Annotated in this window: 13 protein-coding genes; 3 read left to right on the top strand and 10 right to left on the bottom strand. The window is 48.1% G+C overall.

The genetic code is table 11. From position 1 onward, the window contains the following. Positions 1–127: 127 nt before the first annotated feature. Positions 128–2,026 carry a methyl-accepting chemotaxis protein gene (locus tag MRY16398_RS01345; protein ID WP_125123750.1) on the bottom strand — a complete coding sequence of 633 codons (1,899 nt, stop codon included), beginning with the start codon at positions 2,024–2,026 and terminating at the stop codon, positions 128–130. Between the two features lie 794 nt (positions 2,027–2,820). Continuing rightward, positions 2,821–3,768 carry a bifunctional helix-turn-helix transcriptional regulator/GNAT family N-acetyltransferase gene (locus MRY16398_RS01340; RefSeq protein ID WP_125123749.1) on the bottom strand — a complete coding sequence of 316 codons (948 nt, stop codon included), beginning with the start codon at positions 3,766–3,768 and terminating at the stop codon, positions 2,821–2,823. Between the two features lie 299 nt (positions 3,769–4,067). On the opposite strand from MRY16398_RS01340, the gene MRY16398_RS01335 reads away from it, so the two are divergent. Then, positions 4,068–4,826: a glutamine amidotransferase gene (locus tag MRY16398_RS01335; protein ID WP_125125619.1), complete on the top strand. Its 759-nt coding sequence runs from the start codon at positions 4,068–4,070 to the stop codon at positions 4,824–4,826. A gap of 37 nt (positions 4,827–4,863) precedes the next feature. Here the strand turns inward: MRY16398_RS01335 and MRY16398_RS01330 are convergent, their stop codons facing one another. The 6 genes from MRY16398_RS01330 to MRY16398_RS01305 all read right to left on the bottom strand — a co-directional run bounded on the left by MRY16398_RS01330 (position 4,864) and on the right by MRY16398_RS01305 (position 13,564). Continuing rightward, a complete protein-coding gene (locus MRY16398_RS01330; RefSeq protein WP_158276532.1) occupies positions 4,864–5,856 on the bottom strand; it encodes a fimbrial protein in 993 nt (330 codons plus the stop codon). A 601-nt stretch (positions 5,857–6,457) separates the two neighbouring features. Then, complete coding sequence (locus MRY16398_RS01325) at positions 6,458–7,441, bottom strand: fimbrial protein (protein ID WP_172600616.1); 984 nt, start codon at positions 7,439–7,441, stop codon at positions 6,458–6,460. A 660-nt stretch (positions 7,442–8,101) separates the two neighbouring features. After that, positions 8,102–9,076 (bottom strand): fimbrial protein, encoded by a 975-nt coding sequence (locus MRY16398_RS01320; protein WP_125123747.1) that lies wholly within the window; start codon positions 9,074–9,076, stop codon positions 8,102–8,104. Between the two features lie 645 nt (positions 9,077–9,721). Next, positions 9,722–10,687, bottom strand: a complete 966-nt coding sequence (locus tag MRY16398_RS01315) for a fimbrial protein (RefSeq protein WP_172600615.1) — start codon at positions 10,685–10,687, stop codon at positions 9,722–9,724. A 702-nt stretch (positions 10,688–11,389) separates the two neighbouring features. Beyond that, a complete protein-coding gene (locus MRY16398_RS01310; protein WP_125123745.1) occupies positions 11,390–12,376 on the bottom strand; it encodes a fimbrial protein in 987 nt (328 codons plus the stop codon). 291 nt (positions 12,377–12,667) lie between these two features. Next, positions 12,668–13,564 (bottom strand): LysR family transcriptional regulator, encoded by an 897-nt coding sequence (locus MRY16398_RS01305; RefSeq protein WP_039080241.1) that lies wholly within the window; start codon positions 13,562–13,564, stop codon positions 12,668–12,670. 144 nt (positions 13,565–13,708) lie between these two features. Here MRY16398_RS01305 and aguB point away from each other — a divergent pair, with 144 nt between their 5' ends. Beyond that, positions 13,709–14,596: an N-carbamoylputrescine amidase gene (aguB, locus tag MRY16398_RS01300; protein WP_039080240.1), complete on the top strand. Its 888-nt coding sequence runs from the start codon at positions 13,709–13,711 to the stop codon at positions 14,594–14,596. Next, a complete protein-coding gene (gene aguA, locus MRY16398_RS01295) occupies positions 14,596–15,678 on the top strand; it encodes an agmatine deiminase (RefSeq protein WP_125123744.1) in 1,083 nt (360 codons plus the stop codon). The genes aguB and aguA overlap by 1 nt, the downstream gene beginning before the upstream one ends. 101 nt (positions 15,679–15,779) lie before the next feature. Here the strand turns inward: aguA and MRY16398_RS01290 are convergent, their stop codons facing one another. Next, entirely contained in the window at positions 15,780–16,184 is a 405-nt protein-coding gene (locus MRY16398_RS01290; protein WP_110295427.1) for a GNAT family N-acetyltransferase, read from the bottom strand. A gap of 82 nt (positions 16,185–16,266) precedes the next feature. Next, entirely contained in the window at positions 16,267–17,028 is a 762-nt protein-coding gene (locus tag MRY16398_RS01285; protein WP_071195016.1) for a sulfite exporter TauE/SafE family protein, read from the bottom strand. Positions 17,029–17,043 lie beyond the last annotated feature (15 nt).

The raw sequence follows: 17,043 nt of genomic DNA, 5'->3' as shown, positions 1-17,043 counted from the left end.
GTAAAAATACAGTAGTGCGAATGGCTTTTTGCGACAAGGGGAATACACAGCGGGCATTAACGGGAAGGGTAAGTGGCGGATGCCAGAGAGAAGAAAGCCGACTCCGCAGAGTCGGCTATGTTGTCTGTCAGAGCTTGAAGCTGCCGACGACGTTTTCGAGTTGTACGGTTTGTTCTTCCATCGACTGCGCAGCCGCCGCCACCTCTTCGACCAGCGCCGCATTCTGCTGCGTGGCGCTATCGAGCTGGTTAATGGCGATATTGATCTGGGCAATCCCGCGACTTTGTTCATCGCTGGAAGAGCTGATTTCTGAGATCAGCACGCCCACACCTTCAACTTTTTCCATCAGGCCATCCATCGTCGTACCCGCCTGACGAACCAGTCCGCTGCCCTGCTCAATGCTGCTCACCGACTCTTCAATCAATTTCTTGATCTCCTGAGCTGAGCGGGCACTGCGCTGCGCCAGTGAACGAACTTCGCCAGCGACCACGGCGAAACCACGCCCGTGCTCGCCCGCCCTTGCCGCTTCCACCGCGGCGTTAAGCGCCAGGATGTTGGTCTGGAAGGCGATGCCGTCAATCACACTGATGATTTCCACCACTTTCGAGGAGGACTCATTGATGTTATTCATCGTGGAGACGACTTTGTTAACCACATTGGCCCCTTGTTTTGCCGCAACGGAGGCCTCTTCCGCCAGCTTGTTCGCCTGCAACGCGTTCTCTGCGTTCAGGCGCACGGTACTGGTCAGCTCTTCCATTGATGCCGCCGTTTCCACAATCGATGCCGATTGGTCTTCGGTGCGCGAGGAGAGGTTCAGGTTGCCACTGGCAATCTGGCGCGAAGCCGAAGAGATCGCCATCGAGCTACTCCCTACCTGCTGCATCAACTCATTAAGGAACGAAATGAACTTATTGAAGTTGTTGATAATGGCGTTAAATTCCGGGCTCTTACTTTGCGCAAGACGCTGCGTTAAATCCGCACCGCCGCTGGACAGCGCTTCAATATTACGGTTGAGCAGCGTCACATTATGGAAAATATTGCGCACGATGATCATCATGATAAGGACGATAAGTATGCCAATAATCGCCTGTACGATGGTCAGCTTGGTCATAATAGCGTCAGACATACTTACCAGGTGGCTGCTCGGAATGTCGACCGCCATAAACCACGGGCTGCCGCTGATTGGCAGAACGAACAGGGAATGCGCCCCGTCTTCACCGTCATAGCTGCCACGCACTTCTGTTGTTTTCCCCTGGCCTAACAGGCTAACTAACGGTGCCGCCGCCGGAATGCCCAGATCGCGAACGTTTGACAGGGCCGGTTTATCCTGTACGGAGGAACCGTTACCGACGATTTTGCCGTCCGCCTCAACAATCAGTACGCTGCCGTTTACCGCTTTACCCATGTCGACAGCAAGCTGGTTAAAGAAGCCCAGCGTCACATCGATGGTCGCCACGCCCCACGCTTTGCCGTCTTTCCAGATCGCCATTGCACAGTTAGTTCGCGGCTGAGGGCTGGCTGCGTCCTGATAGGCTTTCGCCCACGCACATTCGCCTTTTGGCGCATTCATACCGTCTTTATACCAGGGCTGCTCCCAGTATTTTGCCGACTCTGGTTGGTTCCTGACGGTGTTGACCTGCAAATTGCCGCCCCCGTCGCGGGCATAGAAGGTACTGAATTTATCCCGAGCCGGATCGCGCTGCCCAGGCAGAGGCCAAATCCCGCCGCCGAAGACGTTTAAATCGCCGTATTGGTTTACCAGGCGCGGCAGTAATTCGTCAATTTGCTCGCTTTGCAGCCCAACAACCAGTTCAGTGATGGAGCGTTGCTGCGCCTTAACGCGGTTCATCTGCTCTTTTATCGCGTTACTTTGTAATTCAACCGTCGCCTGAATATTTTTGGTCTCCGTTTCGATAATCTGCGGAGAAACGAATAACTTGATAACAATATAGGTAACTATCAATAAGATAACGAAAAAGCTTATAAGCAACAGGCCTATTCGGCCCTGGGTATTTTTCCATGTCATAATGGCAGCACTCGATCTGGTTGAATTAGGGGTTATAACGACATTTATTTGAAATTCTTTAATCTAAATCGTGCTACGGTTTCATATAAAACGAATTTCATATTACAAAATGACGTTTTAAAAAAAAACGCTCTACCGTTCACAATTTTTAAGTGCGATGCCTTGTTTCTATAAAAGATAATATGCCCGTATAAATCATTTCCCGTGAATGAACATACATCGATGATATCAATATCATTTTCATCAATATGCGAACATTCTCATGAAACAGAATAGTACGGGCAGCAATATGCGCGTTCGTACACTTTTCAAGCAGAAGAAATGTTTACGCTCTGGCACAGCAAAGCAACGTCTCTATGCGGTTCTGGCAGGGAGAAACGCAACCATATGTGAGCCAGTCGCATGCTTTTACTGCGCTTTTGCGCGCGATGATACGCCGCCTGCCGGGCTATGGATTTCGGTACCGTTTTAAATGCCAGTGCATGGCGATCATCCCATCAAGCAAGATATAAAAGCATTTTGATTGCCGTGAGTAACCTTATATTTCGTCGGGCAATATACTTAAATTAAATATTCGCCATGATATCCGAAACGAATACCATTCCCATCCAGGCATCCACATCTTTAAAAAGATGTCCGCATCAAACTAATATTTACGGATCGTCAGATTAAATATTGCCAGGTCAGGCATCGACGGTCAGAAATTCATAGAATAGTTGCCGGGTTGATAATACGTACAAAATAACGGCTGTTTATCGGGATGGGCAATTTTTCAGACACTCGCAATATTCGTTTCATATGCGCTTGCGGGTAAACTGCTGTTCCAGCATCTCATTGCCCCACTGTTCCCCTCGCCACTCTTTTGTCAGCCGGAAGCCGAAGGATTCGTAGAGTCGCCGCGCCGCATCAAGCCCGCTAAAAGTCCACAGTTGCACAGCCGCGAAGTGCTGGCTGTCGCAAAAATTCATCGCCTCAGTTAGCAACCGACGACCCACGCCACCGCCACGGCAATCGTCATCCAGGATAAACCAGCGAAGATGCGCCTCGTTGTCGCCCAGATCCTGCCCATCAATCGCGAGCGAGCCCACAATCCGTCCATGATGAATGGCAAGCCAGATACGATTGCACGCAACATCCAGACGCCCGGCGAAGTCAGCCAGCCCGGCCGCCACTTTGCTTTCAAAAAAGTACCCGAAGCCATAATGGCGAGAGTAGTAGCTGGCATGCATTTCGCTGATTCGGCCAATCATGCCGGGACGATAGCCAGCAACAATCTCAATCTCATCTTGTTGTAACGGCGCTTCACCGTTCCGGCAGGCCGCCAGCGCATGTGCATAAGCTGAAAGGCCCTCGGCAACCGCGTGCTGCCGGGAAGGGGTGAGATGCGCCAGCGCCTCGATCACCCGCATACTGCCGTACTGATTAATGCGAGCGACGCTCTCTTTTCCCTGCGCGGTCAGTTGCAGCTCTTTAAAACGCGCATCATCTTTGGACGGAACTTCCTGAATTTCACCTGCGCGGACGAGCTTACCGAGCATACGACTTACGCTGGATTTCTCCAGCCCCAGCATCTGTACCAGTTGTGCGGCGGTCATGGCTCCCAGGCTTTCAATCTCCAAAAGGGTATGCACCGCTGAGGGAGAATAGTCTGTGGCGGCAAGGGTGGCATTCATAAACCCGAGTTCACGGACCATAAGACGGGAGGCAACACGGATTTCGTTAATCAGACTGGCGTTTTGCATGCTTATGACCCTTCGCATCAATAGTTGTACAATACAACCATCTAAGGGCATAGCTGTCAATATGAACTGACGTACTCACCCCCGCGAGCGTAAAAAAGCTAAAAATAGCCAAAAAAAGCATAAGCCGTGCTGTGTTTGTTTTTTCACCACTAAAACAAACGAATAGCCCCGGCACGGGCCTGTAAAGCGCCCCGCTCGCCGCTTCGCCTTTACAATCCCCTTCCCGCTAAGCCCTTCACAGGCCGAATTTTTCGGCGCATAGTTGAACAAATGTTCAGCAGAGGAAGAGAGTGGTTGTAATGACAGACCGTCCGTTAATTATCCTGCAAGTAGGTTTTCCTTCAGAGTCTATTCGTGAAGTCCACGGCGATATCCCCTCCTGGTTCTGTCGTGCCATTCAGCACCCTCTTGAGAAAACAGAAGTTATCCGCGTGTTTGAAGGCGAAGCGCTTCCGCCGCCGGATGCCAACCATGTGGCCGTGATTACCGGTTCATGGGCGATGGTGACGGACCGTCTCCCCTGGAGTGAAGCCGCTGCCGGGTGGATACGCGAAGCCATGTCGATTGGCATGTCGCTGTTCGGTGTCTGCTACGGCCATCAGTTGATGGCGCATGCGTTGGGCGGCGAAGTGGAGTGGCATCCGCAGGGGCGTGAGGTCGGCAGCCAGGCGATTCAACTTCATCCGCATGCCAGTAACGATGTGCTGCTGAGCACCTTGCCGCGTGAATTTCCCGCGCATCTGACTCATATGCAGACCGTCTCTCGCCTGCCGGAAGGGGCGCTGGCGCTGGCATCATCCGCCCATGACCAGCACCAGATTGTCCGCTACGGACCCAACGCCATGTCGACACAATTCCACCCGGAGTTCACTCCGGAGATCGCCGCTGACATGATTCGCCAGCGCGAAACCGTGCTGACCGAAGAAGGCTTTGACCCGCTGGCACTGCTATCAGGTGTGTTGCCCTCGCCGGAAGCCACAGAATTATTGCGCCGCTTTGTACATCAGGCGTTTAATCGTGAGGCACCGCAGCAGGAAGTGCTGGCGCAGAGTGCATAACCAATAAAGAGGCACCTACGATGCCTCTTTAAATATTTTATTCATAGGTAATAACAAACTCACTTTTAGCCCTTATCGTTCCGGGATTGATACTCCCATTCTTGGTAAAATAATGGGCTTTAAATTTTAGCTTCGTATTTTGAGAAGGCCACCATTTGACTAATACTTCTTTTCCTATTTCGAGAGGCGTGTCATCAAACATGATCTGAACGCCAACATTTTCGTTCCCCGAATTCATATTTTTCAGTACATCGTTACTTGCCACGCCAGGCATTTTATCACCATTAAAGGTGATCTTCGCTTTAGAGACATTATTTATGCAATCTATATTGATGGTAAATTCCTTGTTTGCGCCCTGATAACGCCAAAGTGATCTCATTAAATCGCTACGCCTTACCTCCGGTAGTTTCACAGTACTATCATACGTTTTGACATCACAGGTAGGAACGAGGGGTACAATATCGCCATTGAAGACATAGTGAAGATTCCCCATAGTAATGCCCGTTGGCACCAGACCCGTATAATGCCGCAGAGTAATTGAGGCTATATTTGTTCCCTGTGGGATAGGGTCATAGGGAGTTGTACTGTTTCTTAATAATCTGACTGAAATGGGTACTGTTGGATAATCGACATATTGCACTGTCGGCCCCGGAAAAAGCTTGCAATCGCCATCAACCCAGACACACACATCCTTAGCAGCATTTCCTTCGATCCATCCTGAATTATTAATATTTACCTGTAATGTAAACCCCCGAATGGCTAATTGAGGATTAAAATTGACCCACCAAACTCTAACGCTGTCTTTCATTGCTTCAGTTGGTCTACCTGTCGCTTTCAAGGAAGCCGTAGGACTCGCTGGAGACGTGATATTTCCGAGCGTTTTAGGAAATGTTGAAGCGTTCATATACACCGTGGTTTCCGTATTCGTCCACGTAAAATCCGTCCATTCCTCTGCACCGGCATACTGACTGATTGAACCAATGAAAAGGCCGGATATGAGACAACGCATTAAGCTATTTCTTTTAATCACTCTCTCCATCCTTGAAATCACAAATAAAACAATAAAAAACCACCTTCATCAAAATAATATAAAACAGAAAGATGCAGAGAATATTGTTTAAGGAAATTACGTAGAAGCTCACAATCTGTCAACAATCTACCGTTATTCGAAAATAAAATAAGAATATGCACACATAATTTACTAACATTAATGAGAATACGGGCGTTTTACTATTTACATGGTGAATATTTTGATTAAAACAGATAAATTTAATACAGGGATGATTTGAATTTATGGCTCTTCTGCTCAAACTCCTCAATCAACCATTGCAATACCGACTGATCATCAAATAAACGATACGCTAACAGGATGAAGTCATAAGACGGCGCGCCATTTCGCGATACAGCAGGCAGATCAGATAACCCACAAATACGCATCTACCCGCCAGCAGTTCTGCACCAGGGCGATAATGGTGCCGGGCCTGCAGCCAGCATCAATATGGTCCGCGCCGGGGTTGACCGCAGCAGGGGATGGGTTTGTGATTCGGGGGGCAGGTGGTTGAAAAGGCAGGTATGCAGGCAGTGATGATAAACCACAGGGGGCATGGCAATGCCCCCTGAAAAGGAAAAGATTATTGGTAGGTAAAGGTAAATTCACTGTTAGCTTTGATGGAGCCGCTCTGTACGGTGCCGCCCTTATAGTAATAATAAGCGTTAAATTTCAAATTCTCGCTGTCAGCCGCCGCGCTTAGTAATTCAATATTCTCACCAATTTTCATCGCATTGTTGTTATGCACAAGTTGAATGCCGATATTATCGTTGCCACTGAGTTTATTCACCAGAACATCTTCGCTGGCAATACCGGGCATCTTATCACCGTTAAATTTGACGGTGACCTTGGGCGTATATTCACAGGCGAGATTGATATTAAATTCTTTGGTCACCCCGGTGTATCGGCCTGCGCCATGCCTCACTAGATCGGAACGCCGGACGTCGGGCAGTGTCACATTATTATCAAAGTTTTTAACATCGCATGTTGGTACAATTGCACTGATCTCACCACTAAGTTTATAACTTAGGGTAATACCCATCCGACCATTTGAATTGCCCCAGATACCGCTTGATCGCTGGTACGTGACGATAGTAGCTATAGTTGTATTATCAGGTATGGAAGTCATAATGGCTGCGTTAGAAGTTCGGCGAACCCTTATTCGTATGCTCCTTGTATTACCGCTATTGCTACCAGCAACAGGGCTACAATTATAATTCGTATTTCCGCCAGGCCAAATACAAGCATACTTAACCGCCGAAGGCGTTTGCCAGGCACCTCCTCCTAACGATACTTCAACAGTGTAATCTGCATTCGTGAATGCAGGATCGATTGTGATACTTTGTATGCGCAAAGCATCCAACTCATCTGTGGTTGCGTGCCCAAAACATGATGATATAAACGAACTACTGATTAGTGGGGTATCTGATGAATTTTTCGGCATACCTGTAGCGGCCATCGTATAGGTTTCTTCTAACGGACGGCAACCAAACGCCATTGCAACTCTTGGCATGAATAGCATAGCCACCCATACTGTGCTAATAAAAATCACAATATATCTTTTCATTTTCCTTAATCCTTTTCCATTTTGAACATTCATTAAATTTATACATAAGCCACAACGCATACCTCAAAAAAATGTCTGCATTAAACATTAAAAAAACCAAAAGCACTTACAACAGGTAAAAAACAAGGCAGATATAATATTAGAAAGAACAAAAGTTACATCATCGAGACCACACAAGCAAAGTGTCATTCCAGTCGAATATAACTTCCAGATAATTAAAACAAAAAAATCACCCTCTTATAAATTGAATGATAATTTAAATAAATACTACCTAATTAGTTATTTGGCGCGTAAATGAATTGCCGTATTTTATCTTTTAACCAACCCTCACCACTTTCAATTCTTTTATCAGCCACTGCAATACCGACTGATCATCAAATAAACGATGCGCTAACAGGATTAAGTCATAAGACGGCGAGCCATTTCGCGATACAGCAGACAGATCAGATAACCCACAAATACGCATCTACCCGCCAGCAGTTCTGCACCAGGGCGATAATGGTGCCGGGCCTGCAGCCAGCATCAATATGGTCCGCGCCGGGGTTGACCGCAGCAGGGGATGGGTTTGTGATTCGGGGGGCAGGTGGTTGAAAAGGCAGGTATGCAGGCAGTGATGATAAACCACAGGGGGCATGGCAATGCCCCCTGAAAAGGAAAAGATTATTGGTAGGTAAAGGTAAATTCACTGTTAGCTTTGATGGAGCCGCTCTGTACGGTGCCGCCCTTATAGTAATAATAAGCGTTAAATTTCAAATTCTCGCTGTCAGCCGCCGCGCTTAGTAATTCAATATTCTCACCAATTTTCATCGCATTGTTGTTATGCACAAGTTGAATGCCGATATTATCGTTGCCACTGAGTTTATTCACCAGAACATCTTCGCTGGCAATACCGGGCATCTTATCACCGTTAAATTTTACGCTAACCTTTGGCTTATTTTCACAGGCGAGATTGATATTAAACTCTTTGGTCACCCCGGTGTATCGTCCCGCTCCATGCCTCACTAAATCGGCACGTCTGACGTCCGGCAGTGTCACATTATTATCAAAATTTGTTATATCGCAGGTAGGGATAATAGGGGTAACAGCGCCATCAAATCTAAAATATAAAGTAGCTGGAGAGGATGTCCACCCAGAAGGGTAGATGCTCGAATAATGCAATAAGGTGATAGTCGCAATATTTGTACCGGCAGGTATTGGGTCATAAGCAGCCGTACTGTTTCTTAATAACCTCACCGAAACTGGCAACGTCGACTTTGTCACGCTGGTTGAGATAGACATTATAATGCAATTTGCATCCACCCAAACGCATTTACCTACGGCAGCCGTATTTGACATCCAGGATGAATTACTTACTTTAACCTGCAGAGTGAACCCGCGAGCAGTGAGATTAGGGTTTATTGTCACAGACTTGATTTTTACTGAATCCCGGTGATCACTATTTGGCCAACCGTTGGCCAACACCGTCGCGGAAGCACTGGCTGCGGAGGTGATGTTTCCTAATGTTGCAGGAAAGGCAGACGCATTCATATACGCAGTCGCGTTGTCCTGAATAAAACTAAAACCTATAGCAACTTTAGATATTAACCCACACGCCAAAACTGGCACGATCAAAAACCAATGCATTATTTTATTCATAAAGCGCCTTAAAGCATTTAATATTCACCAGAGGAATAGATGCATTTAAATTATAAATTTAATCTATGCACCCCAACATAGCCAGAGCATTATTCATCAATAATATTATTTTTCGACAAAGTTACCCATCCCGTACACTAACTGTCAAGTCTTTAAACAGAGTAATTATGAAAATAAGAAATGAATCGTTGTTTTTTAAAAAAACCATTTATTCCCCAGACGTCAATGCATAGCCTTAATACATTCACAACCGAAATGAGAAAATTATAACAATCGACATATACAAACTTTTTATTTCATACATTAATCAATCCGTTCCACCTTTAGTGTGTGAATCAGCCACTGCAATACCGACTCATCATCAAATAAACGATGCGCTAACAGGATTAAGTCATAAGACGGCGAGCCATTTCGCGATACAGCAGGCAGATCAGATCCCCCGCAGACACGCATCTACCCGCCAGCAGTTCTGCACCAGAGCGATAAAGGTGTCGGGCCCGCAGCCAGCATCAACATGGTCCGCGCCGGGGTTGACCGCAGGAGATGGGTTTGTGATTCGGTGGTCAGGTGGTTGAGGGGCAGGTATTCAGGCAGTGATGATAAACCACAGGGGGCATGGCAATGCTCCCCCTGAAAAGGAAAAGATTATTGGTAGGTAAAGGTAAATTCACTGTTAGCTTTGATGGAGCCGCTCTGTACGGTACCGCCCTTATAGTAATAATAAGCGTTAAATTTCAAATCTTCGCTGTCAGCCGCTGTGCTTAGTACTTCCATATTCTCGCCAACTTTTATCGCATTGTTGTTATGCACAAGTTGAATGCCGATATTATCGTTGCCACTGAGTTTATTCACCAGAACATCTTCGCTGGTAATACCAGGCATCTTATCACCGTTAAATTTGACGCTAACCTTTGGCTTATTTTCACAGGCGAGATTGATATTAAACTCTTTGGTCACCCCGGTGTATCGCCCTGCGCCATGCCTCACTAAATCGGCACGCCTGACTTCCGGCAGTGTCACATTATTATCAAAGTTTTTAACATCACAAGTGGGAATGACAGGAGTAATTTCACCACTGGTATAAAAATCAAGATATGCCACTGCCCCCCCGTTTGGCTCACTGACTGAATATTGAGTGAGCGTAACCCTCGCGATAAATGTACCAGAGGGAATTGCAGTATATACGTTCGAGCTATTACGCTTCAGTCTTACATAAACAGGAACTGTCGGTTCGTTATCTCTACTTTGATGTTGAGAGGTATTACAATCTGCCGTGTAATAGACGCAACGGCCATTAGAAGAAGCTGAATTCTTCCATGAGTTATTGATTCCAATTTGAACTGTGAACTCCCTGGAAGAAATACCGGAACCAACTCTTACAGATGAAATCTTTACCTTATCTTGTAACATTGAGATAGGTGTTCCGTTAGCCTTTACAGAGGCTCCACCACTGGCACCAGACGTGATGTCCCCTAATGTATTTGGCACCTTCGAATTACTAAGATAAGCTGTAGCGCTATCTGTGAGAAAAATAAAAGCCAGAGCGGTTTCTGAAAAAACAAACCCAAATAAAGCAGTTATAACTAATAACCAGCAATTTCTTTTTTCCATAAACACTCCTTTTAAAAAATACATAAACCCCACAAATAATAAATCATAATAACTTCATGAGATTAATGAATCACAAACATCATGTAAGTGAAATTTAGCAGTACAGAAATATTAATTTCGCGACAAGTTACTCACCCCAACTGGCATCGTCAAGTACTAATTCCTCACAAAAGACAAAATAGGCATAAAACCATTATTATTTGAGATGCGATAATTATAATGAATATTTTGGATACAAATAAACAATTCACACATATATTTATTAAGTCAATGGTTTTAGAAGGTGAAAAACAATACCTGCATAATTATTTTCTTTATCAATCAATCATTCCCCCTTTCCATTCTTTTATCAGCCACTACAATACCGACTCATCATCAAATAAACGATGCGCTAACAGGATTAAGTCATAAGACGGCGAGCCATTTCGCGATACAGCAGGCAGATCAGATCCCCCGCAGACACGCATCCGCCCGCCAGCAGTTCTGTACCAGGGCGATAAAGATGTCGGGCCCGCAGCCAGCATCAATATGGTCCGCGCCGGGGTTGACCTCAGGGGGATGGGTTTGTGATTCGGTGGTCAGGTGGTTGAAGAGGCAGGTATGCAGGCAGTTCGGTATGTTACAGTGCGGTAATCGTTACGGCTCGTGCGGCGCCACAGCAGAAAGCGCCGGGGCATGATAATGCCCCAGAAAAGGAACAGGTTATTCGTAGGTAAAGGTGAACTCGGTCTGGGATTTAATGGGGCCGCTCTGTACTGCACCGCCTTTATAGTAATAATAGGCGTTAAATTTCAAATTCTCGCTGTCAGCCGCCGCGCTTAATAATTCAATATTCTCACCAATTTTCATCGCATTGTTTTTATAGAAAAGTTGAATGCCTATATTATCGTTGCCACTGAGCTTATTCACCAGAACATCTTCGCTGGCAATACCGGGCATTTTATCACCGTTAAATTTGACGGTCACCCTGGGCATATTTCCACAGGCGAGATTGATATTAAATTCTTTGGTCACCCCGGTGTATCGTCCCGCGCCCTGCCTCACCAGATCGCTACGCCTGACGTCGGGCATTATCACATTACTATCAAAGTTTGTTATATCGCAGGTGGGGATAATAGGGGTAACAGCACCGTCAAATTTAAAATATAAAGTGGCTACAGGACTCGACCGCCCCGACGGATACGCGCTTGAAAAATGCCATAAAATGACAGTCGCAATATCTGTACCGGCAGGTATTGGGTCATAAGCAGCCGTACTGTTTCTTAATAACCTCACCGATATGGCTTGCGTCGCCCTATTATTTACAGGCGTTGAGGTAGATCCATTGATGCTGCAATTGGCATCCACCCAAACACATTTTCCTACGGCAGCACTGGCCGACATCCATGATGAGTTAGCCACCTTGACCTGAAGAGTGAACCCGCGAGCAGTGAGATCAGGGTTTATTGTCACAGACTTAATTTTTGCTGAATCCTTGGAATTACTATTTGGCCAGCCACTGGCCAACACCGTCGCAGAAGCACTGGCTGCGGAGGTGATGTTTCCTAATGTCGCAGGAAAGGCAGACGCATTCATATATGCAGTCGTTGTTGCATTGTCCGGAACAAAATCAAACCCTATTGCAACCTGCGGCAATAGCCCATATAGCAAAAATGGCACAATCAGGAAGCAACGCATTGTTTTATTCATAAATTGCCTAAAGAGACCTGGCATTCACCACGGAAATTAATAATATTGAATTATTTTTACAATCTATATATGCTCGACATTTAAAGCACACCCTAACAATAATATTGCTTTCTGAGAAAGTTACCTATTCCAGACACTGTCTGTCAAGTATTTTGGCTGGGAAGATATGTAAATAAGAAATGGATTGTTATTTTAAAAAACACATTCGATGAATCAATATTAGAAATAAATACATTCACACAAATAATGCGGAATACTATAATAATTACCTCATGTAAATTTTCAGCCCGATTAATCCATCCGCACCGTCTTTAGCTCCTCAATCAACCACTGCAATGCCGACTGATAATCAAATAAACGATGCGTTAACAGGATTAAGTCATAGGACGGCGCCCCCTCGGGTAATGCCATAATCCGTAGCGGCATCATCGCGGCAAGCTCCTTCGCAATACGATACGGCACACACATCAGATAACCCGACGCCACCGCCACTCGACCTCCCACCGCGTAACTCTGCACTACCGTCGTGAGAGGGCGATAAAGGTGCTGCGTCAGCAGCCAGCTATCAATATGGTCCGCACCAGAGCTTACCGCCGGGAGATGAATTTGCGCTTCTGTGACCAGGTGTTTGAGGGTCAATTGTTCTGGCAGATCGCTACGCTCCAGCGAGGCAATCGCCACATAATGGTCGGAAATTAGCGGGTGTTTATTAAAATACTGCGGGATGTATTGCAGGTTATCCACGCCGATAAAGGCATCCAATTGCCCGCGCTCCACCCGTTCAAACTTAATGGTTTCGGAGAGAATATCGACGGACAGACGGACATTCGGCGCAGTGTGTTTAAATTTCGCCGTCAGGGCAGGCATGTACATAAACTCGAAGTAATCCACCGCGCCAATATAGAAAGTGTGCGGATCTTTGGCCGGGTTGAAATTGCCTTTCCCCCGCGTGGCCGCCTCCAGTTTGCTCAGGGCATTTTCAATCACCGGGATCATCGACGCCGCATAAGGGGTCGGTTCCATACCATTGCGGGTACGGACAAACATCTCATCATTAAGCTGCTCGCGCAGGCGATTGAGCGCATGGCTGAATGCCGATTGCGTAATATTGGCTTTGCGCGCGGCCCGCGTGACGTTTTTTTCTTTAGCCAGAATCGGCACCAGGCGTAGCAAATTCAGATCCATCATGACTATGCATCCTGTTCATTATTTCATGCAAATAATACATTTTATGCATAACGCTGGAGATTGCTATAGTCATTGCAACGTAAAGTAAGCACGCCTGGTGTTTATAAACTGCACACTTCAACATCTGCTTTTATGGAGACGCTCATGAGAAATGTAACGGTTGCCGCTACTCAAATGGCCTGTACCTGGGAACTGGAAAAAAACGTTGCCAACGCTGAGCGTCTGGTACGTGAAGCGCACAGCAAAGGCGCGCAGGTTATCCTGATTCAGGAGCTGTTCGCTGCTCCCTATTTCTGTATTGATCAGAGCCCGGAACACTATGCGCTGGCGCAGGAAGTGGCCACCAGCCCGCTGATCAAACATTTCTCTGCCCTGGCAAAAGAGCTGGAAGTTGTGCTGCCGTTAAGCCTGTTCGAAAAACACAACAACGCGTACTACAACTCGCTGGTGATGATCGATGCCGATGGCACCGTGATGGAAACCTACCGTAAAACGCATATTCCGAACGGCCCGGCTTATCAGGAAAAACAGTTCTTCATCCCAGGCGACACCGGCTTCAAAGTGTGGAATACCCGCTACGCGAAAATCGGCGTGGGCATCTGTTGGGATCAGTGGTTCCCGGAAACCGCACGCTGCCTGGCACTGAACGGCGCGGAGATCATTTTCTACCCAACGGCGATTGGTTCTGAACCCGCGTACCCGGACATCGACAGCCAGCCGCACTGGACGCGTGTTCAGCAGGGTCACGCGGCGGCAAACCTGGTGCCGGTTATCGCCTCTAACCGTATCGGTACCGAAGCGAGCAAATACATCGAAGGTCTGGAAATGACCTTCTACGGTTCCTCGTTCATCGCCGATCAGACCGGTGAACTGGTCGCGCAGGCCAACAAAACTGACGAAGCCGTGCTGGTGCACACCTTCGACCTGGACGCGATTGCCGCACAGCGCGCATCATGGGGCCTGTTCCGCGACCGTCGCCCGAACATGTACGGCACCATCGCCACCTCTGACGGCAGCGAAAGGAGCAAATAATGTCCGCGCTGACAACTCCACGTCAGGATGGCTTCGCCATGCCTGCAGAATGGGCACCGCATCAGGCAGTGTGGATGTGCTGGCCTTATCGTACTGACAACTGGCGCGCCAACGGTGCGCCAGCGCAAAAGGCGTTCGCCGCCGTGGCTGAGGCTATTTCCCGCAGGACGCCTGTTATTATGGCAGTACCGCGTGCCGAAATGGAAAAAGCACGCAGCACCATGCCAGCCAGCGTGACGCTGGTTGAGATGGAAAGCGACGATGCCTGGATGCGCGACACCGGCCCAACCGTGGTGCGTAACCCGGCGGGAGAGATTCGTGCCGTAAGCTGGACGTTTAACGCGTGGGGCGGTCTTCTCGGCGGCCTTTATGAAAGCTGGGATAAAGACCAGCAAGTAGCAGGCCATGTGGCGCAGTATCACCAGATGCCGTGCTACAACACCGGCCTGATTCTGGAAGGCGGCTCCATTCATGTGGATGGTGAAGGTACGCTGATGACCACCGCAGAGTGTCTGCTCAACCCGAACCGCAACCCGCACCTGTCGCAGGCGGAGATTGAGCAGCAGTTGCGTGAGTATCTTGGCGTTGAGACCTTTATCTGGCTGCCAGAAGGGGTATTTAACGACGAGACCGACGGTCACATCGATAACATGTGCTGTTTTGTCCGCCCCGGCGAAGTGGCGTTGCACTGGACCGATGACGAGAACGATCCGCAGTACTCCCGTTCCGTTGCGGCACTCAACGTCCTGGAAAACACCACGGATGCGCGTGGTCGCAAGCTGAAAGTCTGGAAAGTGCCATCACCGCAGCCGCTGTATGCCAGCGCAGAAGAGACCTGTGACGTTGAGAAAGGGACGGCGATTGAGCGCACCGAAGGTAATCGTCTGGCGGGTTCCTACGTGAATTATCTGGTTAGCAACGACCATATTATTTACCCGCTGCTGGACCCGGCCACCGATGCGCAGGCCGAAGTGCTGTTCCGTCAGATGTTCCCGGATTTCCTGATTACCGGCATTCCGGCTCGTGAAATTCTGCTCGGCGGTGGCAATATTCACTGCATTACGCAGCAGATCCCGCGTTAATTCCGTAGACCCTCACCCCAGCCCTCTCCCTAAAAGGGAGAGGGTGAAAAGCCAGCCCGCAGCCCGCATGATCGATCCCCTCTCCCTGCTCGATCGGTCCTTTACCCCCGCACCATCCGCACATACTCCACCCCTTTTTTGAAGAAGTGTTCGCCTTCGGGACGGAAACCGAATCTGTTGTAGAAGTTGACGGCCCCGATACGCGCATCCAGACACACGTCATGTACGTCGGCTGTCGCCATCTTTTCCAGCACCGACTGCAACAAAAAGCCGCCAAAGCCCTGCCCCTGATACGCTTCCAGCGTGGCGAACTTACGAATCTGGCAAACCGAGGCATCCAGCATAAAGACCGACAGGCAGCTCACCAGTTTACCGTTATGCAGCACGCCAAAATGCAGCGCATCATCGTCACCTTCCACCCGTGATGCATCGCGCGGAAGGTGCGGCCATAAAACCGGATGGCGGATATCAAGGCAGTTGTCGAGGGTCGTCGTCACGAATTCCATTATCGTCTCACGCAAATATGGCGAAAACACAGACGATAACACGCAACGATATCAGCCGATCATTCGATAACCTGATGTACCGTTAATGCAGCGTCTCCCATAACAGCTTTATCAACAGCGTTGCGGCAAGAATCAGAAAAAGACGGCGAATCCACAGGTTTCCGCCGCGCAGGGCAACTCGTACGCCCACCAGCGAACCACAAATAGCGGAAATCCCTAACGGTATCGCAATATCGTAATGAATAAGCCCGTTAGGAATTAAAAAGAACAGCGTGGAAAAATTGGTGCCGAAATTCACTACCTTTGCGCAGGCTGTTGCCCGTAAAAAATCAAAATGGAAAAAACGGATAAACAAAAAGAGCAGAAAACTGCCGGTACCCGGACCGATAAAACCGTCATAAAAGCCAATCGCAAAACCTAACAGCACACCCTTCGCCAAATCACCTCGGGTGGGTTCCCGGCTGGTATCACTATGACCAAACTGCGGTTTAAACCAGGTGTACGCCAGCATGATCGCCAGCACCACAATCACTATCGGACGCATCCAGTCGGATGGCATAAAATCCAGCAATCTAATGCCCGTGTACGCGCCGATAACCGCACTTATTGCGGTCGGCAAAATCAATGACCACGGCAATCGCAGGCGCGCGGTGAATTGCTTGATAGACATCAGGTGCCCCATCACGGAGGAGCACTTGTCGATTCCCATTATTTCGGCAGGTGTGAACTGCGGCAGGGTAGAATAAAACGTCGGCATGGTAATCAGCCCGCCCCCGCCCACCGCCGCATTAATAATCCCGGCAATAAACGCCACGGGTATTAATACCAATAACTCACTGCTCATCTGTTTTCCCTGGTA

It is taken from the genome of Phytobacter sp. MRY16-398 (assembly GCF_003925915.1).
Lineage (GTDB): Bacteria > Pseudomonadota > Gammaproteobacteria > Enterobacterales > Enterobacteriaceae > Phytobacter > Phytobacter diazotrophicus.
This window is presented reverse-complemented; position numbering and strand designations above follow the sequence as displayed.

Excerpts from the sequence above, each read along its gene's own strand:
- MRY16398_RS01325 (WP_172600616.1), bottom strand. The coding sequence starts at position 7,441 with ATGAAAAGATATATTGTGATTTTTATTAGCACAGTATGGGTGGCTATG.
- MRY16398_RS01305 (WP_039080241.1), bottom strand. The coding sequence starts at position 13,564 with ATGATGGATCTGAATTTGCTACGCCTGGTGCCGATTCTGGCTAAAGAA.
- MRY16398_RS01335 (WP_125125619.1), top strand. The coding sequence starts at position 4,068 with ATGACAGACCGTCCGTTAATTATCCTGCAAGTAGGTTTTCCTTCAGAG.
- aguB (WP_039080240.1), top strand. The coding sequence starts at position 13,709 with ATGAGAAATGTAACGGTTGCCGCTACTCAAATGGCCTGTACCTGGGAA.
- MRY16398_RS01310 (WP_125123745.1), bottom strand. The coding sequence starts at position 12,376 with ATGAATAAAACAATGCGTTGCTTCCTGATTGTGCCATTTTTGCTATAT.
- aguA (WP_125123744.1), top strand. The coding sequence starts at position 14,596 with ATGTCCGCGCTGACAACTCCACGTCAGGATGGCTTCGCCATGCCTGCA.
- MRY16398_RS01315 (WP_172600615.1), bottom strand. The coding sequence starts at position 10,687 with ATGGAAAAAAGAAATTGCTGGTTATTAGTTATAACTGCTTTATTTGGG.
- MRY16398_RS01340 (WP_125123749.1), bottom strand. The coding sequence starts at position 3,768 with ATGCAAAACGCCAGTCTGATTAACGAAATCCGTGTTGCCTCCCGTCTT.
- MRY16398_RS01290 (WP_110295427.1), bottom strand. The coding sequence starts at position 16,184 with ATGGAATTCGTGACGACGACCCTCGACAACTGCCTTGATATCCGCCAT.
- MRY16398_RS01320 (WP_125123747.1), bottom strand. The coding sequence starts at position 9,076 with ATGAATAAAATAATGCATTGGTTTTTGATCGTGCCAGTTTTGGCGTGT.
- MRY16398_RS01285 (WP_071195016.1), bottom strand. The coding sequence starts at position 17,028 with ATGAGCAGTGAGTTATTGGTATTAATACCCGTGGCGTTTATTGCCGGG.
- MRY16398_RS01345 (WP_125123750.1), bottom strand. The coding sequence starts at position 2,026 with ATGACATGGAAAAATACCCAGGGCCGAATAGGCCTGTTGCTTATAAGC.